This is a genomic window from Sphingomonas sp. GlSt437 (genome assembly GCF_048015635.2).
Taxonomy (GTDB): domain Bacteria; phylum Pseudomonadota; class Alphaproteobacteria; order Sphingomonadales; family Sphingomonadaceae; genus Sphingomonas.
Genome location: NZ_JBPGYA010000001.1, coordinates 305,293 through 328,663 on the forward strand (window position 1 = coordinate 305,293; position 23,371 = coordinate 328,663).

The 23,371-nt window shown below is 65.3% G+C and carries 29 protein-coding genes; 15 read left to right on the forward strand and 14 right to left on the reverse strand.

What is annotated here, in order from left to right; all coding sequences use genetic code 11:
- The first annotated feature begins 198 nt into the window (after positions 1–198).
- On the forward strand, positions 199–1,878 hold the full coding sequence (locus ACLB0R_RS01620) for a thiamine pyrophosphate-binding protein (RefSeq protein ID WP_416641558.1): 1,680 nt from the start codon (positions 199–201) through the stop codon (positions 1,876–1,878).
- Positions 1,879–2,077: 199 nt separating this feature from the next.
- Here the strand turns inward: ACLB0R_RS01620 and ACLB0R_RS01625 are convergent, their stop codons facing one another.
- The 3 genes from ACLB0R_RS01625 to thiS form a co-directional block, all read right to left on the reverse strand.
- The gene (locus ACLB0R_RS01625) at positions 2,078–2,245 is read right to left on the reverse strand and encodes a CsbD family protein (RefSeq protein ID WP_416641559.1); all 168 of its coding nucleotides are present in this window, start codon (positions 2,243–2,245) and stop codon (positions 2,078–2,080) included.
- Positions 2,246–2,378: 133 nt separating this feature from the next.
- Positions 2,379–3,167, reverse strand: a complete 789-nt coding sequence (locus ACLB0R_RS01630; RefSeq protein WP_416641561.1) for an alpha/beta hydrolase — start codon at positions 3,165–3,167, stop codon at positions 2,379–2,381.
- Between the two features lie 192 nt (positions 3,168–3,359).
- The gene (gene thiS / locus ACLB0R_RS01635; protein ID WP_416641562.1) at positions 3,360–4,364 is read right to left on the reverse strand and encodes a sulfur carrier protein ThiS; all 1,005 of its coding nucleotides are present in this window, start codon (positions 4,362–4,364) and stop codon (positions 3,360–3,362) included.
- 94 nt (positions 4,365–4,458) lie between these two features.
- Between thiS and aroQ the strand changes: the two genes are divergently transcribed.
- The 9 genes from aroQ to ACLB0R_RS01680 all read left to right on the forward strand — a co-directional run bounded on the left by aroQ (position 4,459) and on the right by ACLB0R_RS01680 (position 10,552).
- Positions 4,459–4,893, forward strand: a complete 435-nt coding sequence (gene aroQ, locus ACLB0R_RS01640) for a type II 3-dehydroquinate dehydratase (RefSeq protein ID WP_416641564.1) — start codon at positions 4,459–4,461, stop codon at positions 4,891–4,893.
- Positions 4,894–4,929: 36 nt separating this feature from the next.
- Positions 4,930–5,439: an acetyl-CoA carboxylase biotin carboxyl carrier protein gene (gene accB, locus ACLB0R_RS01645; protein WP_416641566.1), complete on the forward strand. Its 510-nt coding sequence runs from the start codon at positions 4,930–4,932 to the stop codon at positions 5,437–5,439.
- 4 nt (positions 5,440–5,443) lie between these two features.
- On the forward strand, positions 5,444–6,796 hold the full coding sequence (gene accC / locus ACLB0R_RS01650; RefSeq protein WP_416641568.1) for an acetyl-CoA carboxylase biotin carboxylase subunit: 1,353 nt from the start codon (positions 5,444–5,446) through the stop codon (positions 6,794–6,796).
- Positions 6,797–6,909: 113 nt separating this feature from the next.
- Positions 6,910–7,902 (forward strand): alpha/beta fold hydrolase, encoded by a 993-nt coding sequence (locus ACLB0R_RS01655; RefSeq protein ID WP_416641569.1) that lies wholly within the window; start codon positions 6,910–6,912, stop codon positions 7,900–7,902.
- Positions 7,903–8,070: 168 nt separating this feature from the next.
- Positions 8,071–8,739, forward strand: a complete 669-nt coding sequence (locus ACLB0R_RS01660; protein WP_416641571.1) for a hypothetical protein — start codon at positions 8,071–8,073, stop codon at positions 8,737–8,739.
- A gap of 49 nt (positions 8,740–8,788) precedes the next feature.
- Positions 8,789–9,121, forward strand: coding sequence for an ArsR/SmtB family transcription factor (locus ACLB0R_RS01665; protein WP_416641572.1), 333 nt, complete (start codon positions 8,789–8,791; stop codon positions 9,119–9,121).
- Positions 9,118–9,546, forward strand: a complete 429-nt coding sequence (locus tag ACLB0R_RS01670) for an ArsI/CadI family heavy metal resistance metalloenzyme (RefSeq protein ID WP_416641574.1) — start codon at positions 9,118–9,120, stop codon at positions 9,544–9,546. Before ACLB0R_RS01665 ends, ACLB0R_RS01670 begins: the two co-directional genes overlap by 4 nt.
- A complete protein-coding gene (arsC, locus tag ACLB0R_RS01675) occupies positions 9,543–9,899 on the forward strand; it encodes an arsenate reductase (glutaredoxin) (protein ID WP_416641576.1) in 357 nt (118 codons plus the stop codon). Before ACLB0R_RS01670 ends, arsC begins: the two co-directional genes overlap by 4 nt.
- Entirely contained in the window at positions 9,896–10,552 is a 657-nt protein-coding gene (locus tag ACLB0R_RS01680) for an aquaporin (protein ID WP_416641578.1), read from the forward strand. The genes arsC and ACLB0R_RS01680 overlap by 4 nt, the downstream gene beginning before the upstream one ends.
- Here the strand turns inward: ACLB0R_RS01680 and ACLB0R_RS01685 are convergent.
- Positions 10,540–10,875 (reverse strand): hypothetical protein, encoded by a 336-nt coding sequence (locus tag ACLB0R_RS01685; RefSeq protein WP_416641579.1) that lies wholly within the window; start codon positions 10,873–10,875, stop codon positions 10,540–10,542. The genes ACLB0R_RS01680 and ACLB0R_RS01685 overlap by 13 nt on opposite strands.
- A 64-nt stretch (positions 10,876–10,939) precedes the next feature.
- Between ACLB0R_RS01685 and purL the strand changes: the two genes are divergently transcribed.
- The 3 genes from purL to ACLB0R_RS01700 are packed head-to-tail and all read left to right on the forward strand — an operon-like array spanning position 10,940 to position 15,113.
- Positions 10,940–13,153, forward strand: coding sequence for a phosphoribosylformylglycinamidine synthase subunit PurL (gene purL, locus ACLB0R_RS01690; protein ID WP_416641581.1), 2,214 nt, complete (start codon positions 10,940–10,942; stop codon positions 13,151–13,153).
- Between the two features lie 38 nt (positions 13,154–13,191).
- Positions 13,192–13,866, forward strand: coding sequence for a nitroreductase family protein (locus tag ACLB0R_RS01695; RefSeq protein WP_416641582.1), 675 nt, complete (start codon positions 13,192–13,194; stop codon positions 13,864–13,866).
- Positions 13,863–15,113 carry a DUF418 domain-containing protein gene (locus ACLB0R_RS01700; protein WP_416641583.1) on the forward strand — a complete coding sequence of 417 codons (1,251 nt, stop codon included), beginning with the start codon at positions 13,863–13,865 and terminating at the stop codon, positions 15,111–15,113. The genes ACLB0R_RS01695 and ACLB0R_RS01700 overlap by 4 nt, the downstream gene beginning before the upstream one ends.
- Here ACLB0R_RS01700 and ACLB0R_RS01705 read toward each other — a convergent pair.
- The 6 genes from ACLB0R_RS01705 to panB all read right to left on the reverse strand — a co-directional run bounded on the left by ACLB0R_RS01705 (position 15,093) and on the right by panB (position 20,452).
- Complete coding sequence (locus ACLB0R_RS01705) at positions 15,093–15,539, reverse strand: Hpt domain-containing protein (protein WP_434953680.1); 447 nt, start codon at positions 15,537–15,539, stop codon at positions 15,093–15,095. The two genes, ACLB0R_RS01700 and ACLB0R_RS01705, sit on opposite strands and share 21 nt — an antisense overlap.
- Before the next feature lie 55 nt (positions 15,540–15,594).
- Complete coding sequence (locus ACLB0R_RS01710) at positions 15,595–15,816, reverse strand: sulfurtransferase TusA family protein (RefSeq protein WP_416641587.1); 222 nt, start codon at positions 15,814–15,816, stop codon at positions 15,595–15,597.
- Positions 15,813–17,201: a ribosome biogenesis GTPase Der gene (der, locus tag ACLB0R_RS01715; RefSeq protein WP_416641588.1), complete on the reverse strand. Its 1,389-nt coding sequence runs from the start codon at positions 17,199–17,201 to the stop codon at positions 15,813–15,815. The genes ACLB0R_RS01710 and der overlap by 4 nt, the downstream gene beginning before the upstream one ends.
- A 244-nt stretch (positions 17,202–17,445) precedes the next feature.
- Positions 17,446–18,789: a PQQ-binding-like beta-propeller repeat protein gene (locus ACLB0R_RS01720; RefSeq protein WP_416641590.1), complete on the reverse strand. Its 1,344-nt coding sequence runs from the start codon at positions 18,787–18,789 to the stop codon at positions 17,446–17,448.
- Complete coding sequence (locus ACLB0R_RS01725; RefSeq protein WP_416641592.1) at positions 18,786–19,523, reverse strand: tetratricopeptide repeat protein; 738 nt, start codon at positions 19,521–19,523, stop codon at positions 18,786–18,788. Before ACLB0R_RS01725 ends, ACLB0R_RS01720 begins: the two co-directional genes overlap by 4 nt.
- A 68-nt stretch (positions 19,524–19,591) precedes the next feature.
- Entirely contained in the window at positions 19,592–20,452 is an 861-nt protein-coding gene (panB, locus tag ACLB0R_RS01730) for a 3-methyl-2-oxobutanoate hydroxymethyltransferase (RefSeq protein ID WP_416641593.1), read from the reverse strand.
- 128 nt (positions 20,453–20,580) lie between these two features.
- On the opposite strand from panB, the gene ACLB0R_RS01735 reads away from it, so the two are divergent.
- Complete coding sequence (locus ACLB0R_RS01735) at positions 20,581–21,009, forward strand: hypothetical protein (protein WP_416641594.1); 429 nt, start codon at positions 20,581–20,583, stop codon at positions 21,007–21,009.
- Positions 21,002–21,223, forward strand: a complete 222-nt coding sequence (locus tag ACLB0R_RS01740; RefSeq protein ID WP_416641596.1) for a helix-turn-helix transcriptional regulator — start codon at positions 21,002–21,004, stop codon at positions 21,221–21,223. Before ACLB0R_RS01735 ends, ACLB0R_RS01740 begins: the two co-directional genes overlap by 8 nt.
- Positions 21,224–21,227: 4 nt before the next feature.
- Here the strand turns inward: ACLB0R_RS01740 and ACLB0R_RS01745 are convergent, their stop codons facing one another.
- From ACLB0R_RS01745 to ACLB0R_RS01760, 4 genes are all read right to left on the reverse strand, one after another.
- Complete coding sequence (locus ACLB0R_RS01745) at positions 21,228–21,662, reverse strand: hypothetical protein (protein ID WP_416641597.1); 435 nt, start codon at positions 21,660–21,662, stop codon at positions 21,228–21,230.
- 74 nt (positions 21,663–21,736) lie between these two features.
- Positions 21,737–22,018 carry a DUF427 domain-containing protein gene (locus ACLB0R_RS01750; protein WP_416641598.1) on the reverse strand — a complete coding sequence of 94 codons (282 nt, stop codon included), beginning with the start codon at positions 22,016–22,018 and terminating at the stop codon, positions 21,737–21,739.
- A gap of 66 nt (positions 22,019–22,084) precedes the next feature.
- Entirely contained in the window at positions 22,085–22,432 is a 348-nt protein-coding gene (locus ACLB0R_RS01755; RefSeq protein ID WP_416641599.1) for an ArsC family reductase, read from the reverse strand.
- 182 nt (positions 22,433–22,614) lie between these two features.
- On the reverse strand, positions 22,615–23,370 hold the full coding sequence (locus ACLB0R_RS01760) for an SDR family NAD(P)-dependent oxidoreductase (RefSeq protein ID WP_416641601.1): 756 nt from the start codon (positions 23,368–23,370) through the stop codon (positions 22,615–22,617).
- Between the last annotated feature and the right edge of the window lies 1 nt (position 23,371).

The window sequence follows — 23,371 nt, forward strand, 5'->3', positions numbered from 1 at the left end:
ATAGCGCAGCTTAGCGCACCAGCGCTTAGCGGAGCTTGGTGAGGGCAGCCGCACGGGCGACCGTCGGAATTACCCCTCACCCAGCTCCGACTAAGCCTTTGCTCGCGCCAAGACTAAGTCTGCGCATCCAGTTCAGGGGCGAGGGTTTGAAGGCCGATTGGCTAGCGAACGCCCCCAAGCCCCGCTAAACCCCCGCCCATGACCCAACTTCGCACCGGCGGCCGCATCCTTGTCGACAATCTGATCGCCCAAGGCGTCGACCGCCTGTTCCAAGTACCGGGCGAGAGCTTCCTCGCCGTGCTCGATGCGCTGCACGACACGCCCGAGATCGAGGTCGTTACATGCCGGCAGGAAGGCGGCGCGGCGTTCATGGCGTGCGCCGATGGCACGCTGACCGGGCGTCCGGGTATCTGCTTCGTCACGCGCGGGCCGGGCGCGACCAATGCCTCGATCGGGGTTCATGTCGCGCGGCAGGATTCGCAGCCGATGATCCTGTTCGTCGGCGATATCGATCGCGGCCATCGCCATCGCGAAGCATTCCAGGAAATCGATTTCGAGGCGATGTTCGCGCCCATCGCCAAATGGGCCGCGCGCATCGACGACGCGCGGCGCCTGCCCGAATATATCGCCCGCGCCTTCAATACGGCGATGAGCGGGCGGCCGGGTCCAGTGGTGCTGGCGCTGCCCGAGGATATGCTGCGCGATGAAGTGGAAGCGGTGGACCGGCCGCGTGTGGAATGGCGAAGCCAAGCTATTTCTCAAATAATGTCAGTGGAAATCATTGAGGCAATTGCTCTGGCCAAAGCCCCCATCGCCATTGTCGGTGGCGCGGGCTGGGCCAACGCCACAGGTGTTCGCTTTCGCTTGTTTGCCGAGGCTTGTGGTCTTCCGGTTGCCGCCGCTTTTCGACGCCAGGACGCTATCTCGAATAGCTCGTCCGTATGGGCTGGCAACCTTGGTTATGGTCCCAACCCAAAGCTCGTTGCCCGCATTAGGGCTGCGGATTTGTTACTTGTAGTTGGCGCACGGCTGGGCGAGGCAACAACCGATGGATATGAGCTGGTGCGGCCGAACCACCCCAGCCAATGCCTGATTCACATACACCCTGATCCCTCAGAAATCGGTCGCGTCTATACCCCGGACAGCTTGTCCGTGTGCACAACGGTGCACAATGCGGCGTCTTCGCTCAGTTACGCTGCGGCTGAATTTTTTAAGGATGGCCCGATCACGCTGGGGTCTGCAAAAGGCATGGAAGCCCATGCCGATTATCTCGAATGGTCCACCCCCCAGCCCCGCGACGGCGTCACGCTCGACCTCGGCCTGTGCGTCGCGGCAATGCGGGAGCGGCTGACGCCGGAGGACACGATCATCTGCAACGGTGCCGGCAATTTCTCGGGCTGGTGGCATCGTTACTGGCGCTACGGCGGGCCGGGGACGCAACTCGCCCCCACCGCCGGCGCGATGGGCTATGGCGTGCCTGCCGCCGTCGCCGCGGCGCTTCGCTGCCCCGACAAGACCGTCGTCGCGGTCGCCGGCGACGGCGATTTCCTGATGAACGGGCAGGAGCTTGCCACCGCTGTCCAGCATGGCGCCAACATGCTCGTCATCGTGGTCGACAATGGCGGCTATGGCACGATCCGCATGCACCAGGAGCGCGATTATCCGCGGCGCTTGTCGGGCACCGCGCTCCACAATCCCGATTTCGCCGCGCTCGCCAAGGCTTATGGCTGCTGGTCCGCCATGGTCGAGACAACCGAGCAATTCGCGCCCGCACTCGATGCCGCGCTGAACGAGCAAGGCGTCCGCCTGCTTCACCTCAAGACCGATATCGAGGTGATCACGAACTCGACGACGATCTCGCGGCTCCGCGGTGTGTAAAACGCCAATGATATCATCGTCGTCACCCCGGACTTGATCCGGGGTCCCGCTTCTTTCAGCGCCGGGTAATAGCGGGACCCCGGGTCAAGCCCGGGGTGACGGAAGGGCCGATGCTCCCCCCAAAAAAACATCCGGGCCGCCCCGGCTTTCACCGAGACGGCCCTTTCCTCGCTACGCCACACGAGGACCTGAATGGCGATTACAGGCGGTTGATCGCGCCCTTGATGTCGCCGACCGCCTTCTGCGCCTTGCCCTTGAGCTCTTGGCCCAGGCCTTCGGCGCGCGTTTCCGGGTCGCGGCTTTCCTGCTTGGCCTTGCCGATGACATCGTTGACGGTGCCTTTGATCTTGTCGGTCAGTTCGCCCATGTCAAAAATTCCTTCTGTCTGGTCGCGCCCGGCGAAGGGGGGATGCCGGGCGCGTGGCCTACTCAACGGGCGATCGGCTCGGGCGTTGCGCGGTTCGTCGCTCGCTAACAACGCTTGAGCGCTGAGCGCGAATTTACGGGGCGACCCGGTGGAGAAACGCGTCGACTGCCGTCCAATAATCGGCCGCGCCAGCCGCATTGCGGTCACTGCGCAGCGAAGAGGCGCCATGGATGCCGGCGGTGGCAGGCACGAATTGGACCTTGGTCTGCCCCGGCACCGCGGCAAGGATGCTCCTGGCCGCGCCAATTTCGTCGGCATCCTTGGCTGAGGTGACGAATACCGGCACCGTCAGCTTGGCGGCGGCTTCATGAACCAGGTTGGGCGACCAGAGATACTCGCCCGGCGAAAACGCCAGCACGGCAGCGACCTTGCCCGGATTGGCAGCCGCAACCCGGAACACCAGCGCAGCGGAATAGCTGCTGCCCCACAGGATCACCGGCCGGCCTTGCTTGCCGGCCCAATCGAGCGCGGCCTGAAGATCGGCCTCAGCCGCCTGATAATCGGCGCTGCGTCCGAGGTGATCGACCGTGGCGTTGGGCCCATAGAGCGTGCCGCCCGAGCGCTGATCGATCGCGAGCGCGTCATAGCCTTCGGCGGCGAGCTTGGGGGCGATAGAGTCATATTCGTGCCGGCTCGATCCCGCTTGATGGAAGAGCAGGATCAGCGCTTTGGGCTTGGCGGCGCGGTAATAAGTGCCGAAGACTTGCGTGCCGTCGGCGGCGGTGAGCGTTACATCCTGCGTGGTCCCAGCATCAGCGGTGGTTGATGCGGCCGCCGGCGCCGATTGGTTGGCGGCGACGCCTTGCTGGCAGGCGGCAAGCATCAGGGCAGTAAAGGCAATCGGGCTGGCGGCAAAACGCATGGCGGTCTCCTCAACCCAGCCTACGCCGTCTGTAAGTCTTTGGTTACACCCAAATCCATCGTCACCCCGGCCTTGTGCCGGGGTCCACCATGCGGCGGGGTAATGCCCTTACCATCCACGCCCGTCCGCGCGGCACGGTGGATGCCGGAACAAGTCCGGCATGACGGAATTATTGGGACTCCGCCCGCAGCGCTAGATCAACCCCGCCAGCGGGCTCGACGGATCGGCGTAGCGGCGCTGGCCCATCCGCCCGGCGCGATAGGCCAAGCGCCCCGCCTCCACCGCCGCTTTCATCGCGGCTGCCATCATGATCGGGTCCTTGGCCTCGGCGATCGCGGTGTTCATCAGCACGCCGTCACAACCCAGCTCCATCGCGACCGCCGCATCCGATGCGGTGCCGACCCCGGCATCGACCAGCACCGGCACCTTGGCACCCTCCACAATCAGCCGGATCGTCACCCGGTTCTGGATGCCGAGCCCGGAGCCGATCGGCGCGCCCAACGGCATGATCGCGACCGCGCCGGCTTCTTCCAGCTGTTTCGCGGCGATCGGATCGTCGGTACAATAGACCATCGGCTTGAAGCCTTCGCGCACCAGCACCTCGGTCGCTTTCAGCGTCTCGCGCATATCGGGGTAGAGCGTCTTCGCTTCGCCCAGTACTTCGAGCTTGACCAGATCCCAGCCCCCCGCCTCGCGCGCCAGCCGCAGCGTGCGGATCGCGTCGTCGGCGGTGAAGCAGCCGGCGGTGTTCGGGAGGTAAGTGACCTTTTTGGGGTCGATGAAATCGGTCAGCATCGGCGCCTTGGGATCGCTGATGTTGACTCGCCGCACCGCGACGGTGACGATCTCCGCCCCCGATGCTGCCACCGCCGCCGCATTCTGCGCAAAATCCTTATATTTGCCGGTGCCGACGATCAGCCGCGAGCGGAAGGTCTTGCCCGCAACGCTCCAGCTGTCATCCGCCAGCGCCGCGCCATGATCGCCGCCGCCGACGAAGTGGACGATCTCCAGCTCGTCGCCATCCTCGACCAGCACCTGCGCCAGCGTCGAGCGCGGCACGATCTCCAGGTTGCGCTCGACCGCGACCTTCTCCGGCACCAGCCCCAGCTCGTTCGCGAGTTCGGCAATGCTCAAGCCGGCGGCGATGCGGCGATGCTCGCCATTGATGCGGACGGAGATGTTGTGGTCGATGGACATGACGGCGGTCGGCCTCTTTCGGGCGGATGTTTGGCAGATCGGGGCTGGCCGCATATAGGAGCCCCTGACGAACCGCTTCAACCGGAAAGCCGATGTGACCGACACCATCTTCGTCTTGAATGGCCCCAACCTCAATCTGCTCGGCTTACGCGAGCCCGAAATCTATGGGGCCGACACGCTCGACGACATCGCCGGCATGCTCGAGGATCGCGGCCGGGTGCTGGGGCTGGCGGTCGATTTGCGCCAGTCGAACCATGAAGGCCATCTGATCGACTGGCTCCACGAAGCGCAGGCGACCGAGGCCAAGGCGGTGATCCTCAATCCCGGCGGCTTCACCCACACCTCGATCGCGCTGCGCGATGCGGTGAAGGCGATCGTGACGCCGGTGATCGAGGTCCACCTCTCCAACCCGCACGCGCGCGAAAGCTTCCGCCACAAGAGCCATGTCAGCCCGGTCGCGCGCGGAACGATTGCGGGGTTCGGCGCGCTGTCCTACCTGCTAGCGCTTGAAGCGGCCGCACGCATCTGACAGGACGCGCGATCAACAGGGATGAAAACAACCGCCATGGCAGAAGATAACAGCGCGAGCGGCATGCGGGTCGATATCGACCTGGTCCGCCAACTCGCCGAATTGCTTAAAACCTCCGACCTGAACGAGATCGAGGTCGAGGATGGTGATCGCCGGGTGCGAGTAGCACGCCAAGGCGAGGACACTGACAATCTATTGAGCCTGGTAACCGCACTGCGTGCCACGGGTCCGGTCGACGCGCCGGCGCTGGCGCCGGCAATGTCGGCGCCCGCGGCGGTTGCAGCACCAGCCGCGCCAGCCGCCACCCCCGCCGCCAATGCGATCAAGTCGCCGATGGTCGGCACTGCCTATCTCACGCCCGAGCCCGGCGCCGAGCCATTCGTCTCGGTCGGCCAAGCGGTGAAAGCGGGCCAGACCTTGCTGATCATCGAGGCGATGAAAGTGATGAACCCGATCACCGCGCCCGGCGCCGGCACGGTGAAAGCGATCCTGATCGACAATGGCCAGCCGGTCGAGTTCGACCAGCCGCTCGTCGTCGTCGAGTAAGCGCATGCCGCAAATCAAAAAGCTGCTGATCGCCAATCGCGGCGAGATCGCGCTGCGCATCCATCGTGCGTGCCACGAAATGGGCATCGAGACCGTCGCGGTGCACTCCACCGCCGATACCGATGCGATGCATGTCCGTCTGGCGGATCAGGCGATCTGCATCGGGCCGCCAGCGGCGACCGACAGCTATCTCAACATCCCCAACATCATTTCCGCCGCCGAAATCTCGGGCGCCGATGCGATCCACCCCGGCTATGGCTTTTTGAGCGAGAACGCCAAATTCGCCGAGATCGTCGAGGCGCACGGTATCATTTTCGTTGGACCCAAGCCCGAGCATATCCGCGTGATGGGCGACAAGGTCGAAGCCAAGCGCACCGCCGGCGCGCTCGGCTTGCCGTTGGTGCCGGGCTCGGCAGGCGCGATCAGCGATGTCGCGGCCGCAAAGAAGCTGGCAGCCGAGATTGGCTATCCCGTCCTCATCAAGGCCGCATCCGGCGGCGGCGGACGCGGCATGAAGGTGGTGCCCGAGGACAGCCAACTCGAAAGCCTGATGGCGCAGGCGGGCAGCGAAGCCAAGGCGGCGTTTGGCGACGCGACCGTCTATATGGAGAAATATCTCGGCAACCCGCGCCATATCGAATTTCAGGTGTTTGGCGACGGCAATGGCAATGCGATCCATCTCGGCGAGCGCGACTGCTCGCTCCAGCGCCGCCACCAGAAAGTGCTGGAGGAAGCCCCCTCCCCGGTCCTGTCGCCCGAAGAGCGCGACCGGATGGGCGGCATCGTCGCCAAGGCGATGGCCGATATGGGCTATCGCGGCGCCGGCACGATCGAGTTTCTGTGGGAAGACGGTGAATTCTACTTCATCGAGATGAACACCCGCCTCCAGGTCGAGCATCCGGTGACCGAAGCGATTACCGGGCTCGACCTCGTCCGCGAGCAGATCCGCATCGCCGAGGGCCATCCGCTGACGTTGCGCCAGGAGGATGTCGAGTTTCGCGGCCACGCCATCGAATGCCGCATCAATGCCGAGGACCCGCGCACCTTCGCGCCCTCGCCGGGGCTGGTGAAGGCCTATCACGCGCCGGGCGGGCTCAACGTCCGCGTCGATTCGGGGCTGTATGATGGCTATAAGGTACCGCCTTATTACGACTCGATGATCGCCAAGCTGATCGTCTGGGGCCATAGCCGCGAGGGCGCGCTGCGCCGCTTGCGCCGGGCGCTGGAGGAATATGTGATTGACGGGATGAAGACGACGATCCCGCTCCACCAGGCACTGCTCGACGATCCCGAATTTCAGCGCGGCGATTATACGATCAAATGGCTGGAGGCGTGGCTGGCGCGGCAGGAGGATTGACGTCATTATGAGCCGTCGCCCCAGCAACACTGGGGCCGCCGCGTTATCGGGAGTATAACGGCGAGCAATGCCGGCTTTCGCTGGCATGACGATGTGGAATGGGGGGAAATCGCATGGGTAGGTTCTTCAGCTTTTTGCTGCTGGTTATCGTCGTCGCGTTGGGTGGCGCGTTCCTGTATTTCCGCACGCCCGACACCGATGCCGGGCAGATGCGCGCCAAGTACGGCGCCCCGCCCTCGCAGTTCGTCAATCTCGGCGGTGGGCTGACGGTCCATCTGCTGGATACCGGCCCGCGCGACGGCCAGGTCGTGATGCTGGTGCATGGCTCGAACGCCTCGCTCCAGACATGGGAGCCCTGGGCGCGGCGGCTCGGCACGCGCTATCGCGTCATCCGCTTTGATCTGCCCGGCCATGGTTTGACCGGCCCCAGCCCGCGCCGCGAATATAGCGCCGGCGCCTTTGCCGAAGTGGTCGAGCAAGTACGCGCCGCGCTCAACGTCGATCATATCGTGCTTGCGGGGAATTCGATGGGTGGCGGCGTCGCCTGGACGTATACGCTCGCCCATCCCGAGCATCTCGCCGGGCTCATCCTGGTCGATGCCGCGGGCCAGCCGCCGGCGCCCGATTATCAGCCGCCGCTCGCTTTCCGCATTGCCCGCACGCCGGTGCTGCGCGAGCTGACCGCGTACATCACGCCGCGGCCGCTGCTCGAAAACACGATCAAGGATGCCTTTTACGACAAGTCGCTGGTCACGCCGGCGATGGTCGATCGCTATTGGGAGCTGCTGCGCTATCCCGGCAATCGCCAAGCGACCATCGACCGCTTCGCCGGCACGCCCGACCCCGCCGATCCGGCCAAGCTCAAGACGATCAAGGTGCCGACGCTGATCCTGTGGGGCGAGAACGACGCACTGATCCCGGTGCGCAGCGCGCATTTCTTTGCCGACAACATCCCCGGCAGCCAGCTCATCATCTATCCCAAGACCGGCCACGTCCCGATGGAGGAACGCCCTGACCAGAGCGCGGCCGATGTCTATCGCTTCATCGAACTGAAGACCGGCGCCACCGCCGACGCGCCGGCGCCTGCACCAGCCGAGGCGCACTGATGCTGGCGGCACTGATCAAGCGCACCTCATCCCCCACCGCTTCCCCGGCGAAGGCCGGGGCCCAACTGCACCGCCGGTCGACGCCAGCGGATCGCCCCGCCACCAGCCGACGGCGGCTGGGCCCCGGCCTTCGCCGGGGAAGCCGCTAGCGCGGAGAGGAAAAGCACCATGTTCATCGGTCACTACGGTCCCGCCTTCGTCGCGGCAACGCGGCCGCGTGCGCCCAGGCTCGGTTGGCTGTTCGTCGCCGCGCAGCTGATCGACTTCGGCTTCTTTGCGTTCGTCGCGCTTGGGTTGGAGCATCTGCGGCTGGTGCCGGGCACGACCGCGATGAACCCGATGGACCTTTATTCGATGCCCTACACCCACAGCCTGCTCGGCACGCTGGTGTGGGCAGCGGCGTTCGCGGGCGTGCTGTGGTTCGCCTATCGCAACCGCGAGGCGGCGTTGATCGGCGCGATCATCGTCGTGTCGCATTGGGTGATCGATCTGCTCGTCCACGCGCCTGACCTGACGCTATGGGGCAGCGCGCCCAAATTCGGGCTGGGGCTGTGGAACCATCCACTCATCGAAATGCCGCTCGAGCTGTTCTTCGCTTATGGCGGGTTTGCCTGGTATCTGCGCCGCACGCGGCTGACGAGCCGGGCGGGACGCTGGGCGCCCTGGGTGCTCGGCATTGCGATGGCGGCGCTGCAGGCGTTCAACTGGTTCGGCCCCCAGCCCGACACGATCGTCGATCCGGTGCCGGTGTCGCAGGCGTTCCTCGGCCTGTTCGCCTACACGCTGCTGGCGGTGATCGCGTGGTGGCTGGCATCGACCCGGACGGCACGCGGCTAACGTCGCGGGGTTGACGGACAGTCGTTTCGATATTATTCGAAATATCGAAATGAATCAGTCAGACGACATCGTTGCCGCACTTTCGGCGCTCGCGCAGGCGCATCGGCTGGCGGCATTCCGGGCGCTGGTCGCTGCCGGGCCAGCAGGGCTTGCGGCAGGAGAAATCGCGCTGCGGCTCGGGCTGCCGCCCTCCTCGCTTTCTTTCCACCTCGCGCAGCTGGAGCGCGCCGGCCTGATCCGACCGACCCGCGCGGGCCGATCGATCATCTACGCCGCCGACTTCACCGCGATGAATGCGCTGGTCGGCTATCTCACCGAAAATTGCTGCGGTGGCGGCGACTGTTCCAGTGCCACTGCCCTGACTGAAAGGAACGTCGCATGAAGCGGTTACACGTCCATGTTGCGGTCGATGATCTTGATCGTTCGGTTGCCTTTTATTCAAGCCTGTTCGCGGCGACGCCAGGCGTGCTGAAGCCCGACTATGCCAAGTGGATGCTCGATGATCCCCGCGTCAACTTCGCCATCTCGGCGCGCGGCGGGAAGGCCGACGTCGAACATCTCGGCATTCAGGTGGAAGATCAGGCCGAGCTTGCCGAAGTCTATGGTCGGATCGCCAAGGCCGACGCGCCTGTCGTGGAGGAGGGCTCCACCACCTGCTGCTACGCCAAATCGGAGAAAAGCTGGGTCACCGACCCTCAGGGCGTGGTCTGGGAAACCTTCCTGACGCACGGCGCATCGACCGTTTACGGAACATCGGCGACAATCGACGCGCTGACCAGCACATCAGCTTGCGGGTGCGCTTCGTGAAAGCGACGATCTGGCATAACCCGGCATGCGGCACCTCGCGTGGCACCCTCGCCATCCTGAACGACACGCCCGGTATCGAGCTGACCGTCATCGAGTATCTGAAAAACCCACCGACGCGGGAAAAGCTGATCCAGCTCCACCGCGACGCAGGGCTGACGCACCGGCAGGGCATGCGCACGACCAACTCCCCCGCGGCCGAGCTGGTCGCCGAGCTGGGCCTGAAGGACGCCGACGAAGCGACGATCCTCGACGCGATGATGGCGCACCCGATCCTGATCCAGCGGCCGCTGGTGGAAACCGACAAGGGCGTGCGGCTCTGCCGTCCGCCCGAGACGGTCCACGAAATTCTGTGAAAGGTGTATCGCGCCGCGCGCTGGCGGCAGAAGCGCTGGGATCGCTGATCCTGTTCGCGACGGTCATCGGTTCGGGCATCATGGCCGAGCGCTTGGCCGGCGGGAATGTCGCGGTCGCGCTGATCGGGAATACTGCGGCGACCGGCGCGGTCCTTTATGTGCTGATCACAGTGCTCGGGCCGATATCGGGCGCTCAGTTCAACCCGGCGGTCACGTTGATGCTCAGCCCGCGCCGGGTTTGGCTGCCAATGATCCTCGCGCAACTGGCCGGCGGGTTTGCCGGCGTCCTACTGGCGCATGGTATGTTCGACATGCCCTTGATTGAAATCGGCACCAAGGCGCGCACCGGCAGCGGCCAATGGCTCGGCGAATTCGCCGCGACCTTCGGCCTGCTCTTCACCATCGTCGCCGGCAGCCGCGCGAAACCAGAAGCCGTGCCCGCGCTCGTCGCGCTGTGGATCGTCGCGGGCTATTGGTTCACCTCCTCGACCAGCTTCGCCAACCCGGCGATCACCCTCGCCCGCGCGCTGACCGACAGCTTCTCGGGCATCCGCCCGGTCGATGCGCCGGGGTTTATCGCGGCGCAGCTCGCAGGCGCTTGGGCGGGGGCAAAAGTGGCGAACTGGCTAGCCGGTTCGGCTCAGAGAGGGTAAGCGCCGGCCAGGCAGTCTATTTTGGGTTTGTGATCCCCGAGGCTAGGGAACGCGAAATGTGGATCTACTTGGTTTTGCTGACCCTGCCGTGCTTGGTCATGCTGCTGTGGCCACACCGTCACGTTCAGCGGATCAAGGATCGCGTCCAAGCGGGCGACGACTTGTTCTTTGAAGAGCAGCGCACTTACCAAGCTTACCCGTTCTTGAGCAATCCAAACCGCGTACGGATTGTCGGCGCCGTTGGAACCGTCTGTGGCCTGATTGCTAGCGCCATATCGATTTACCGAGAGGGTGGATTGTAATTTTCCGTTACCGTTCAGCATGGGCGTTGCGAAGGCAGCTCGTATCACACTGGTGAGTTCGCAATCGCTTCGCTAAAGCCCGCGCATGAGCCAGATCACGCCGGAAGTCGTTGCCCAGCATGGGCTGTCCGAAGAGGAATATGCCCGCGTCCTGCACGCGCTCGGCCGTGAGCCGAACCTGACCGAGCTCGGCATCTTCTCGGTCATGTGGTCCGAGCATTGCTCTTACAAATCCAGCCGCATCCACCTGAAAAAGCTGCCGACCACCGGCCCGCAAGTGATTTGCGGCCCGGGCGAGAATGCGGGTGTGATCGATATCGGTGATGGCCAGGCAGCGATCTTCAAGATGGAGAGTCACAACCACCCGTCATACATCGAGCCCTATCAGGGCGCGGCGACGGGCGTGGGCGGCATCCTCCGCGATGTGTTCACCATGGGCGCGCGGCCCGTCGCCAACATGAACGCACTGCGTTTCGGCCGGCCCGATCATCCCAAGATGCGCCATTTGATTGCCGGCGTCGTCCACGGCATCGGCGGCTATGGCAATTGCGTCGGCGTGCCCACTGTAGGGGGCGAGGTCAATTTCCACCCCGCCTATGACGGCAATATCCTGGTCAATGCGATGACCGTCGGCATCGCCGATACCGACAAGATTTTCTATTCGGCGGCGTCGGGCGTCGGCAATCCGATCGTCTATGTTGGCTCCAAGACCGGGCGCGACGGCATCCATGGCGCGACCATGGCGAGCGCGGATTTCGGCGAGGATGCCGAGGAGAAACGCCCGACCGTGCAGGTCGGCGACCCCTTCACCGAAAAGCTGCTGATCGAGGCGTGTCTGGAACTGATGGCGTCCGACGCGATCGTCGCCATTCAGGACATGGGCGCGGCCGGGCTGACGAGCTCCAGCGTCGAGATGGCGTCGAAGGGCGGCGTCGGCATCCGGCTCGATATGGACAAGGTGCCACAGCGCGAAACCGGCATGACGGCGTATGAGATGATGCTCTCCGAAAGCCAGGAGCGCATGTTGATGGTGCTGAAGCCGGGCCGCGAAGCCTTTGCCGAGGCGATCTTCCGCAAATGGGAACTCGATTTCGCGGTGATCGGCGAAGTGACGGATACGGGGCGGATGGTGCTCGTCCACCATGGCGAAACGGTCGCCGATATCCCCCTCGCCCCGCTTGCCGACGAGGCGCCGGTCTATGATCGCCCATGGGTGCCGACCCCCAAGCGCCCGCCGCTGACCGGCGCGCCCGAATGCACCGATATCGCCGGCGATCTGCTCAAGCTGATGGCCTCGCCCGATCTCGCCAGCCGGCGCTGGATTTGGGAGCAGTACGACCAGAAGGTCGGCGGCGATACCATCCAGCCGCCCGGCGGCGATGCAGCACTGGTGCGCGTGCACGGTACGCAGAAGGCGCTCGCCATCACCACCGATTGCACCCCGCGCTATTGCTATGCCGACCCGGTCGAAGGCGGGAAACAGGCGATCGCTGAGGCCTATCGCAACATCTCCGCGGTCGGCGCGACGCCGCTTGCTGCGACCGACTGCATGAACTTCGCCAACCCGCAGCGGCCCGAGATCATGGGGCAATTCGTCGGCTGCATCGAAGGCATGGCAGCGGCGTGCCACGCGCTCGACTTCCCGATCGTGAGCGGCAATGTGTCGCTCTACAATGAGAGCAAAGCCACCGGTGGCGGCTCGGCGATCCTGCCCACCCCAGCGATCGGCGGTGTCGGCCTGATCAAAGACTGGCGCAAGGCCGCCACGATCGCCTTCAAAGGCACCGGCGATGTCATCCTGCTGATCGGCGAGCGGATGGGCCATCTCGGCCAGTCGCTCTGGCTGCGAGAAATCCATGGTCGCAAGGACGGCCCGCCCCCGCCCGTCGATCTCGAGGCCGAACGCCGCAACGGCGCCTTCATCCGCCGCGCGATCAATGATGGCTGGCTGACGGCGGTGCACGACGTGTCCGACGGCGGCGTCGCGGTCGCGGTCGCGGAAATGGCGCTCTCCGGCAATATCGGCGCGATGCTCAACGCGCCGCTGCCCTGCGGCGTTGCCTGCGCGCTGTTCGGCGAGGATCAGGGGCTTTACGTCGCGACCGTCGCCGACGCGCACCTGCTCGACACGCTGACCGCCGCCGACAAGGCGGGGATCGAAGTCCAACGCATCGGCCGCACCATCCTCGATCGCCTGATCTTCGAGCTGCCCGACGACGACCATGTCGTCACGCTGGCAGAGTTGCGGGCAGCGCATGAGGGATTCTTCCCCAAATTGATGGGAACCGGCACCGCATGAGGATGGCCGCGGCGGCGTGGGGCGGTTAGGACCGCACCATGCTCGACCATCCTGCTCAACCCTGGCCCGGCCTCCCCTCGCTCCCCGATGACGAGCGCGTCGCTCGCGCCGCTGCCTTCCGCGACGGCCTGCGCCAGCGCCGCACCTGCCGTTATTTCAGCGACGCGCCGGTGCCGCGTGCAGTGATCGAAGCCGCAATCGAAGCGGCGGGGACGGCGCCTTCGGGCGCCAATCACCAGCCCTGGCATTTCGTCGCGATCGCCGACCCCGCGATCAAGGCGCAAATCCGCGCGGCCGCCGAAATAGAGGAGCGCGCTTTCTATGCCGGCAAGGCAAGCCCCGAATGGCTGGAAGCGCTCGCCCCGCTCGGCACCGATGCCGACAAGAGCTATCTCGAGGTCGCGCCCTGGCTGATCCTGGTTTTCGCGCAGCGGCGCGGCGGCATCGATCCGGGCGACGACAAGCAGAATTATTACATCAACGAAAGCGTCGGCATCGCGACGGGGTTCCTGCTCGCCGCGCTCCATGCCGCCAATATCGCGACGCTGACGCACACGCCCAACCCGATGCAGTTCCTCAACCGCGTCTGCCGCCGCCCGGCAACCGAAAAGCCGGTGATGATCGTCGTCGCCGGCCATGCCGCGCCTGATGCGACCGTGCCGCTCCACGCGCTGCGCAAGAAGCCGCTAGAGCAGATGTCGACCTGGCTGTGACCGCCAAGCCGGGCCGCATCGCCACCATCGACGTCGTGCGCGGCGTTGCGGTGTGCGGCATCCTGCTGATGAACATCACCGCCTTTGCCATGCCGCCGGCCGCCTATGACAATCCGCGCGCCTGGGGTGGGGCGAGCGGCGCCAATCTGGCGGTGTGGGTCGTCAATTTCGTGCTCGTCGACGGCAAGATGCGCGGGCTGTTCAGCTTTTTGTTCGGCGCCTCGATCCTACTGGTGGCGGACCGCGCCGAAGCGGCGGGCGAGAGCGCGTGGCGCGTCCATTATGCGCGGATGTTCTGGCTGCTGGTGTTGGGCCTCGCGCATCTGTGGTTGGTCTGGTCGGGGGATATTCTCCATCATTATGCGATCGTCGGCAGTGTTGCCTTTCTGCCGCGCAAGCGATCCAACCGGTTCAAGCTGGTCTTCGCGGCGGTGCTGCTGACGATGCAGACCGCATCATACCTCTCGCTGCCGAGGGTTGTCGCGCAAGCCCAAAGGGATGCGGCCGCCCACCCCCATGACCGGCGCGCGCAGGAGCGTCTCGCCGATTTCAACGACGAATTCGGCGTGCCGAGCCAGCCCGCGCTCGCCAAGGACATCAAAATCCACCGCAGCGATTATCCGACCATTCTCGCCGATCGCTGGGCCGAGAACACGCTGACGCCGTTCCAGGAATTGGCAGCCGTAGGTGCCGAAACGCTGGCCTATATGTTGCTCGGCATGGTCGCGCTGTCGAGCGGCTTGCTGACCGGCGCGTGGCGACCGCGCACTTATGCCCTGGTCGCGCTTGGCTGTTTCGCGATCACCGTCGCGGCTTATGCGGTGCTCGCCTGGCTGGCGGCGCGATCGGGGTTCGATGTGGCGACAATTGCCTTCACCACCCTGGGCGCCAGCGCGCCATTGCGACCGATCATGATCTGCGGCTGGGCCTGCCTGATCGTGCTGCTGGCGCGGCGCGGCGGCTGGCTCGTCCGGCGGCTGGAGACGGCGGGGCGGATGGCGTTCAGCAATTACCTCGCCTCGTCGCTGATCTGCACGACGTTGTTCTACGGCTATGGCTTCGGCTGGTATGGGGCGTTGCAACGCTGGCAGTTGATGTTGGTGGTCGCGGCGGTGTGGGCGCTGATGCTCGCCTGGTCACAACCCTGGCTTGCGCGGTTCCGCTACGGCCCCGCCGAGTGGCTGTGGCGCAGCCTGGCGCGGGGACGGCCGCAGCGCCTGCTGGGTTCAGCCCTGGCCGAAGCCTGACAGCGGGCGGCGGCCGAAGGCACCGGCCGGGCGGCGCTCGACCAGCGGATTGGCTTCGCGCTGGAGCAGCGCCATCGTATCGTCGAACAGCTTGCGCAAGCCGACCACGTGCGGCAGCGCCGCATCGGGCGTGTCGCGCGTTTCGACGCATTGGCGGGCGATCGTCTCGATCGTTTCAGCGGCCATCGCGAGCGGCTCGGCACCGAACTGGCGCGATTCGCCCTTCAGCGTGTGCGCGGGGATGACGAGCGCGGCAGCATTGCCCGAGCGCATCGCCGCCTCGATCGCGGCGACCGACTTGATGCCGTCTTCCTGGAAATAGCCGAGGATGCGCACAAAGCCCGCGCCCAATTCGGCCCGCGCCTGCGCGAACGCCGGCCAATCGATCAAGGTGCTGCCCTCGAATGACACGCCTTCAGCCTCCATGGTCCCTATTCACCAGGCATCGGCATAGCGCGATCCGGTAAACGAGCGGTTGACGTTATGCTTTTGTCTTGACCACGAAAAAGGCGACGCCGTCGCGCTCGGCCTGGGTCAGGCTGGCGCCGGCATGGGCAGCGACGGCAGCAAGCTCGCCCGGCGCGGCGGGATCGTCGGCCAGGATCTCCACCTCGGTCGCGCCCTCGCGCAGCGCGCGCGCCAAGCGGATCGCCGGCCAGGGGCACCGCAACCCGCGCGCGTCGACCAGGGTCTTTGGCGTCACCGGTCGAACGGATTGCGCGACGAGCGCAGCGTCAGCCGCACCGGCACCGCGCCGAAATCCAGATCGCGCCTTATGCCGTTGACGAGGTAGCGCTGATAGCTTTCGGGCAGATCGTCGAGCCGGTTGCCGAACAGCACGAAGCCGGGCGGTCGCGTTTTCGCCTGGGTAATATAGCGCAATTTGATGCGCTTGCCGCCGGGGGCGGGCGGCGGATTGGCGGCGATCGCGCGCTCGAACCAGCGGTTGAGCTCGCCGGTCGACACGCGCCGCGACCAGGCGCTGCGCGTCTTGAACGCGACCGCGATCAACTGATCGAGCCCGCGCCCGGTCGCCGCCGACACGGTGAGCAGCGGCACGCCTTTCACTTGCGCGAGCCCCTCGTCGAGCGCGGCGCGGATGCCGTTGAACAGCTTGGATGCATCTTCCGCGACATCCCATTTGTTGATCGCGATCACCAGCGCGCGGCCTTCGCGCAGCACGGCATCGGCGATCTTCAGATCCTGCACTTCCAGCCCGCGCGTCGCATCGAGCAGCAGCACGACGACTTCGGCGAAATCGACCGCGCGCAACGCGTCCGCGACCGACAGCTTTTCGAGCTTGTCGGTCACCGCCGCGCGCTTGCGCATGCCGGCGGTGTCGATCAGCCGCACCGGCCGCGCGGCGCCGGTCTCGGGATCGGTCCACGCCCAATCGACCGCGATCGAATCGCGGGTGATGCCAGCTTCCGGCCCGGTAATCAGGCGCTCCTCGCCCAAGATGCGGTTGATCAGCGTCGATTTGCCCGCATTCGGCCGGCCGACGATCGCGAGCTTGAGCGGGGCGTTATCATCGTCTTCCTCGCCGTCCGCCTCAGCGCTTTCCTCGGCATCGATCCGCGCGCGGGCGGCGTCGACCGGCGGCATCAGCAGTTCGTAAAGGTCGGCCAGCCCCTCGCCATGCTCGGCCGAGACCGCGACCGCATCGCCGAGCCCGAGCGATAGCGCCTCGATCAACCCCGCCTCGCCGCTGCGCCCTTCCGCCTTGTTGGCGACGAGCACGATCGGGGTGGACGAACCGCGCAGCCAGCGCGCGATCTCGGCATCCAAGGGCACGATGCCGGCGCGGGCATCGACCAGGAACAGCGCCGCATCGGCCTGCGCGATCGCGGCTTCGGTCTGCGCGCGCATGCGGCCGGGCAGCGTCGCGGCGTCGTCGTCTTCATAGCCGGCGGTGTCGACGACGGTGAAATCGAGATCGAACAGCCGCCCTTCGCCTTCGCGCCGGTCGCGCGTGACGCCCGGCTGATCGTCGACCAGCGCGATTTTCTTGCCGACGAGCCGGTTGAACAGCGTCGATTTGCCGACATTGGGGCGGCCGACGATCGCCACCACGGGGAGCTTTGCCATGCGCCGCTATCTAGCGCCGCGCCGGGAAACCGCCAGTGGTTAGAGGTGCGCCAACTCCTCTCCCCTCGCGGGAGAGGATAGCGCAGCTTAGCGCTTCAGCGCTTAGCGGAGCTTGGAGAGGGGGACTCCCGCCGTCGATAGGGGAGGAATTACCCCTCACCCAGCTACGACTAAGCCTTTGCTGCGCAAAGACTAAGTCTGCGCAACCCTCTCCCCTGCAAGCAGGGGAGAGGGGCTGAGGAGTTCACCGATACACGGTCAGCTTCCCCTTATCGTCGAGCAGATACAGCGTGTTGTTGGCGACGACCGGCGGCAGCGAGAAGGACGCATGGCCCTTTTGCCGGCTGAGGATGTGACCGTCCGCCGGGGAAACATTGACCACTTGGCCTTCCGAATTGAGCGCGATCAGCCGCCCGCCGGCGAGCACCGGGCCGACCCAGGTGACTTGCTTGCCCTTGTGCTTCTTCATGTTGGTGAAGCCGCCAAGATCGCTGATCCAGCGGATCTTGCCGCTGGTCCGCGCCAGACAGATAAGCTTGGCATCGTCGGTGATCACGAACAGCCATTCGCCCGCCAGCCACGGCGTCGAGATGCCGGCGATATTCTCTTCCCACACGCGCCGGCCGGTCAGCAACTCGAGCGCGACCATGCGACCGCCCTGGCCAATCGCGTACACCCGGTTATCATCGATCACCGGCGAGGCGTCGACATCCGCCAGGCTCGACACCGAGGTCGAGGTGACCGAGCGCGACAGCGTATCCTGCCACAAGGTGCGGCCATTTTCGTAGCGGAACGCATTGAGCTCGCCCGACGAGAAGCCCGCGATCAGGGTCCCGCGCGCCGCTGACGGCGCCGCGACGCCGAACACGCCCTGCGATTCGAGCGAGCCTGAGGCATTCCACAGCACCTTACCGTCATCCTGCGACAGGGCGTAGAGCTGGTTGTCCTGAGTCAGCGCATAGACCTGGCCATACGCGACCGATGGCGCGCCGCGCATCGGGCCGCCCGGCTTGACGTGCCAGAGCTGCTTGCCGGTCTTGGCATCGAGCGCGACGACGTCGCCAATCCCGTCGGACGCGAACAATTTGCCATTGTCGTAGCTGACACCGCCGCCGAAGCGCGCACCGCGGTTGCGCTTGCCGGTGGCGATTTCCTCGGTCCAGTGCCGCTCGCCGCTAGTGGCGTCGAACGCGTGGACGCGCGCATCGACGTCCATCACATAAAGCGTGCCATCGGCAACGACCGGCGCCGCGCCGAGCCGCGCCTTGGGGCTGGTGCCGGGGATCGACGTCGACCAGATGCGCGACGGATCGGCCGCCAGCGCGACATGGCCCAGCGACTTGTCGACATTACCGCCCGATTGCGTCCAGCTGTCATTCACCGCCGCCGGGGGCAACAGCACCTGGATATCGGCAATGCCGCGATCGGTATCGACCGCATTTTCGGACGCCAGGATTGGCACGCGCTCGCCCAGCGTCGGCGTATGGCGATGCCGCCCGCCATGATGGCCGCAAGCGGCAAGCGCCGTCGCGGCGGCAAACGCCATCAGCGTCCGGGCCGCCACCAAAGTCCGTGCCGATACTGTCATTGTTTCTTGTGATCCTCGGTGGGTGCGGCGCCTTTGGTCGGCAGCGCGTTATTCTCTATCGCGCTGCTCAGCTGAACGACGCGTTGCTTGATCGTATCCGGTACATCGGTTTGGCTGGCGACTTGCTGCAGCATGGCGCGCGCCGCAGCCGGGTTGCCGCGCTCGATCTCGGCCATCGCGATCAGCTCGCCGGCGCTGCCCAGCCATGGCCCGCCTTTGACTGCGAGAGGCTTCAGCCGGGCGATCACCGCATCGGGCGGCAAGCTGTCGAACTCGGCATAGGTCTGGCGGATCAGCGCTGCGTCGCGCAGCGGCTGCGGCACGGATGTGTCATTGGCGATCGCGGCGAACTTGGCGGCGGCCTGCTTCAGCTTGGCGGCGCCACCCGGCGCGGCGCCATCGCGCAAGTCGAGATCGGCCTGCGTCGATTGCGCCAGCGCGCGATAGATCGGCTTGCCCGAGCTGCTGATGGTCGCCAGTTGCTTGGCGGCGTCCGCCGTCTTGCCGGCACCGAGCGCTTCATAGGCCTGCGTCAGCTGCTCGTTCTGCGTGGCGGCCGCGCTGCGCTGATATTGCTGCCAGCCCAGCACCCCGGCGAGCAGCGCCAAGCCGCCGCCGACCGCGCCCAGCCCGACCTTGCCGTAGCGCTGCCACAGATCGACCATCTGGTCACGGCGGAGCTCTTCATCGACTTCGCGCAGAAATGCTTCGTTGGATTGCGGCGGAACGGCCAAGACCTGCAGGCTCCATGGGGGCGGGAAAGGCGCGGACCTTAGCGGCGGCTTCCCTGAAAAAAAAGGGTTCAATCCTTGGGCTGATACGTCTGCTCAGGTCCCGGAAAGGCACGGCGTCTCACCTCGTCGGCATAGGATCGAACCGCGGCGGAAATACGGCCAGCCATGTCGTCATAACGCTTCACGAAGCGCGGCGTGCGGTCGAACAGGCCGAGCATGTCTTCCGCCACCAGCACTTGCCCGTCGCACAGCGCCGAGGCGCCGATGCCGATTGTCGGGCAATCGATGCTGCGCGTGATCTCGACCGCAATCGGCTCGACGACGCCTTCCACCACGATTGAAAACGCGCCGGCGCGTGAAATCGCAAGCGCGTCATCGATGATCTTGCTGGCTTCCGCCTGGCTACGGCCCCGCGCGCCATAGCCGCCGAGCATGTTGACCGCCTGCGGAGTCAGCCCGACATGGCCCATCACCGGAATGCCACGCTCGCTCAAGAATTGGACCGTCGGCGCCATCGCCGCGCCGCCTTCCAGCTTCACCCCCGCCGCACCGGTTTCCTTGAGCAGGAACGCCGCGCTTTGGAACGCCACTTCGGGCGAGGTTTCATAGCTGCCGAACGGCATGTCGATGATGACGACGGCGTGATAGCTGCCGCGCACCACTGCCGCGCCATGCGCCGCCATCATCTCGAGCGTGACAGGCACGGTCGACGGCAAGCCGTAAATCACCTGGCCCAGACTGTCGCCCACCAGCAGCAGATCGCAATGCGGGTCCATGATCTGCGCCATCCGCACCGTATAGGCCGTCAGCATCACCAGCGGCTCGGCGCCTTTGCGCTTGCGGATCGCCGGCACGGTCAGCCGCTTCATCGGCGCCGGCGTCGGATTGGCGCGGCTGGTCGAGGTATCGAGCGTGTAGGTGGTCGACATGGCGCGTTCCCTAGCGTTGCCGCGCCACCGGCGCCAGAGCGCGGCGCGCCAATGCCAATGATATTTGACTCAATGTTCATTTTATTTTACATGGAGTCGCATAGATCGAACATCGACAGGATGGCACAATGGCATTTCGGGAAAAGATCGCATGGCTCACGCTGCTCGCGATGGTCGTCGCTTACAGCATCTATTTCAGCCTGCTCGCAGCGGCGACGCGCAACGGCGCGCCGCCGCTGCTCAAGATGCTCGGCTTGTTCGGCGCCGTCACGCTGACCCAGTTGATCATCGTGACCGTAGTTGCCGCGATTCTCGCGATCGGTGCGCATCGCGAAGCACAAGCCGCCGCCGACGAGCGCGACCGGGCGATTGCGCGCCGCAGCGCCAATATCGGCTATTATGTGCTGATGGTCGGTGTGATCGTGGCGGGCGTGGTGATGCCCTTTTACGCGCCCGCCTGGCAGATCATCAACGCATCGCTCGTCGCGCTCGTTATGGCAGAAGCAGTGCGGCATGTGATCATCATCGCCAGCTACCGGCGTGGCTGGCATGGCTAAGCCCCCCATCAGTAACGACATCCGCACGCTGCGTTTTCTGGCCGGCGAGATGACCCAGGCCGATCTTGGTGCGCGCGTCGGCGTGACGCGGCAGACGATCGCGGCGATCGAGCAAGGCCGCTACTCGCCCACGCTCGAAACCGCGTTCCGCATCGCCGCCGTGTTCGGCAAGCGCGTCGACGAAGTGTTCCGCTGGGAAGGCGGCGCCAGCTGATCCCCTAGCTGATCCAGCGCCGTCCGCGCGCGACGATCGCCAGCCAGTAGCCGAACACCGCCATCACGAAGATCACCAGCGGAAAGCCGGCCGCCGCCAGCAGCCCCTTATGCGCGATAATGTCGGTCGCGCCGAGCACCCAGCCGAACTGGATGACGACGCCGATCAGCGAAAACAGATAAAGCGGCATCGCGATCTGTGACCGGATAACGAGGCACAGCGCGCCGACCAACCCAGTGATCGTCCCCAGCGCGAAATCATAGACCAGCCAGGATGGCTGGCTCTTCAGCAGCGCGGCATCATAAGCCGGCATCGCGTCAATATCGGCCTTGGTCAGCCTGATCTGGGCATAAAAGGCCGCGACACCCAATAGCGCCCACAACAGCAAAATGATGGTCGCGACCCAATACCAGGCCGGCGCCTTTTCCCGTACCGCCATAGCTCCCTCCCCCGAGACTTGTGCCTCAGCGGCGATGGTGCGTCAGGCAGGCCGGCTTTGCAACGGGCAGCGCGTCAGTTGACTTCGACGCCTTTCCAGAACGCGAACCGCCCTTTGATTTCGGCGGCGGCGGGCTTGGGATCGGGATAATACCAGGCGGCATCCTTGTTGCGCTCGCCATCGACGATCACCGATTTATAGCTCGCCGTGCCTTTCCACGGGCAGACGCTGGTCGTCGCGCTGTCTTCGAACAGGCTCAGGTCGAGCGAGTCGGCGGGGAAATAATAATTGCCTTCGACGACGACGGTGTCGTCGGACTGAGCGAGGACTTTGCCTTTCCAGCTGGCGGTCGGCATGCGTGAATACTCCCGGAGGGTTGCGATCAACGACATGGGGAACGCACCAGCGCGATTGAAGCACCCTCAGCCAAAAAATGCGGCGTATTGATCGGGTTTGAAGCCGATCAGCACCTCATCGCCGCGCACCAGCACCGGGCGCTTGATGAGCGAGGGGTTGGCGACCATCAGCGCGATCGCCTTGGCTTCGTCCATATCGGCCTTGTCGGCATCGGATAGCCCGCGAAAGGTGGTGCCGGCGCGGTTGAGCAGTTTGTCCCACCCAACCTTGGCTGCCCAGCCCTGCAGCGTCGCCGCGTCGATGCCGGCGGTCTTGTAATCGTGGAAGGCATAAGCCACGCCCTGCCCGTCCAGCCAGGCGCGCGCTTTCTTCATCGTGTCGCAATTTTTGATGCCGTGGAGGGTGATCGTCATCGCGCTTCCTTTGCTGTCCTACACGGCCGGACGCGGGCAAAATGCCGCAACCGTCACCCAGCCGGAACCATCATGCCGATACCCGCTTATCGCCGCCCGCTTCGCCTCATCGGCGGTGCGGAAGTGGGCAACAAAGGGGGGACGTAGTGTAAACTTCGTCAACTTCGCGTGCGGTAATCGGGTCACTCGCGCACCGGCACGGTGTAGTTGAGCGCCATCCGCCCGCCATCGGCGAAGATCGTCTGGCCGGTGATGTAGGACGCCGCATCGCTCGCCAGGAACCACGCGATCTCGGCGATTTCGGCGGGCTCGCCGGCGCGGCCGAGCGGGGTGCGGCTCATCACGGCACGGCGCGCGTCGTCCGAGGTGAAGATCGATTGGCGGACGAGATCGGTCAGGATCGTGCCCGGCCCGATCGCGTTCACCCGGATGCCATGCTCGGCAAGCGCGACTGCTGTGTTGCGGGTCAACTGCGCGACGCCGCCCTTGGAGATGTTGTAGGCTAGGATATTGGGGATCACGAGCTCAGCATTGACCGACGACATGTTGATGATCGAGCCCTTGGTCCCATCGGCGATCATCCGCCGCGCGGCTTCCTGCGTCGCGACGAAGGCGGCCTTGAGATTGACTGCCATCACTCGGTCGAACTCGTCCTCGGTCAGGTCGAGAATGGTTTTGGAGACGAGAATGCCGGCATTGTTGACCAGGCAATCGACGCCGCCGAGCCAGTCGAACGCGTCGGCCATGAAGGCGCGGACGGCGGCCATGTCGGCGCAATCGGCGGGCAGGAAGCGAACCGCCTCGCCGAGCTGCGCGGCAAGCGCAACTCCTGCCGCATCATCGATATCGCAGAACGCGACGCGCGCCCCGCCAGCCGCAAACCGCTCGACGATCGCTCGCCCTATGCCATTCGCGCCGGCCGTAACGATGACGCGCATG

Bases quoted from the DNA above. Each gene is read 5' to 3' on its own strand.
- ACLB0R_RS01720 (WP_416641590.1), bottom strand. From the start codon at position 18,789: ATGACAGTATCGGCACGGACTTTGGTGGCGGCCCGGACGCTGATGGCG.
- ACLB0R_RS01750 (WP_416641598.1), bottom strand. From the start codon at position 22,018: ATGCCGACCGCCAGCTGGAAAGGCAAAGTCCTCGCTCAGTCCGACGAC.
- accB (WP_416641566.1), top strand. From the start codon at position 4,930: ATGGCAGAAGATAACAGCGCGAGCGGCATGCGGGTCGATATCGACCTG.
- ACLB0R_RS01655 (WP_416641569.1), top strand. From the start codon at position 6,910: ATGGGTAGGTTCTTCAGCTTTTTGCTGCTGGTTATCGTCGTCGCGTTG.
- ACLB0R_RS01760 (WP_416641601.1), bottom strand. From the start codon at position 23,370: ATGCGCGTCATCGTTACGGCCGGCGCGAATGGCATAGGGCGAGCGATC.
- accC (WP_416641568.1), top strand. From the start codon at position 5,444: ATGCCGCAAATCAAAAAGCTGCTGATCGCCAATCGCGGCGAGATCGCG.
- ACLB0R_RS01735 (WP_416641594.1), top strand. From the start codon at position 20,581: ATGGCATTTCGGGAAAAGATCGCATGGCTCACGCTGCTCGCGATGGTC.
- purL (WP_416641581.1), top strand. From the start codon at position 10,940: ATGAGCCAGATCACGCCGGAAGTCGTTGCCCAGCATGGGCTGTCCGAA.
- ACLB0R_RS01660 (WP_416641571.1), top strand. From the start codon at position 8,071: ATGTTCATCGGTCACTACGGTCCCGCCTTCGTCGCGGCAACGCGGCCG.
- ACLB0R_RS01755 (WP_416641599.1), bottom strand. From the start codon at position 22,432: ATGACGATCACCCTCCACGGCATCAAAAATTGCGACACGATGAAGAAA.
- ACLB0R_RS01670 (WP_416641574.1), top strand. From the start codon at position 9,118: ATGAAGCGGTTACACGTCCATGTTGCGGTCGATGATCTTGATCGTTCG.
- ACLB0R_RS01620 (WP_416641558.1), top strand. From the start codon at position 199: ATGACCCAACTTCGCACCGGCGGCCGCATCCTTGTCGACAATCTGATC.
- ACLB0R_RS01745 (WP_416641597.1), bottom strand. From the start codon at position 21,662: ATGGCGGTACGGGAAAAGGCGCCGGCCTGGTATTGGGTCGCGACCATC.
- ACLB0R_RS01695 (WP_416641582.1), top strand. From the start codon at position 13,192: ATGCTCGACCATCCTGCTCAACCCTGGCCCGGCCTCCCCTCGCTCCCC.
- thiS (WP_416641562.1), bottom strand. From the start codon at position 4,364: ATGTCCATCGACCACAACATCTCCGTCCGCATCAATGGCGAGCATCGC.
- ACLB0R_RS01630 (WP_416641561.1), bottom strand. From the start codon at position 3,167: ATGCGTTTTGCCGCCAGCCCGATTGCCTTTACTGCCCTGATGCTTGCC.
- ACLB0R_RS01665 (WP_416641572.1), top strand. From the start codon at position 8,789: ATGAATCAGTCAGACGACATCGTTGCCGCACTTTCGGCGCTCGCGCAG.
- panB (WP_416641593.1), bottom strand. From the start codon at position 20,452: ATGTCGACCACCTACACGCTCGATACCTCGACCAGCCGCGCCAATCCG.
- ACLB0R_RS01685 (WP_416641579.1), bottom strand. From the start codon at position 10,875: ATGCTGAACGGTAACGGAAAATTACAATCCACCCTCTCGGTAAATCGA.
- ACLB0R_RS01705 (WP_434953680.1), bottom strand. From the start codon at position 15,539: ATGGAGGCTGAAGGCGTGTCATTCGAGGGCAGCACCTTGATCGATTGG.
- der (WP_416641588.1), bottom strand. From the start codon at position 17,201: ATGGCAAAGCTCCCCGTGGTGGCGATCGTCGGCCGCCCCAATGTCGGC.
- ACLB0R_RS01740 (WP_416641596.1), top strand. From the start codon at position 21,002: ATGGCTAAGCCCCCCATCAGTAACGACATCCGCACGCTGCGTTTTCTG.
- ACLB0R_RS01625 (WP_416641559.1), bottom strand. From the start codon at position 2,245: ATGGGCGAACTGACCGACAAGATCAAAGGCACCGTCAACGATGTCATC.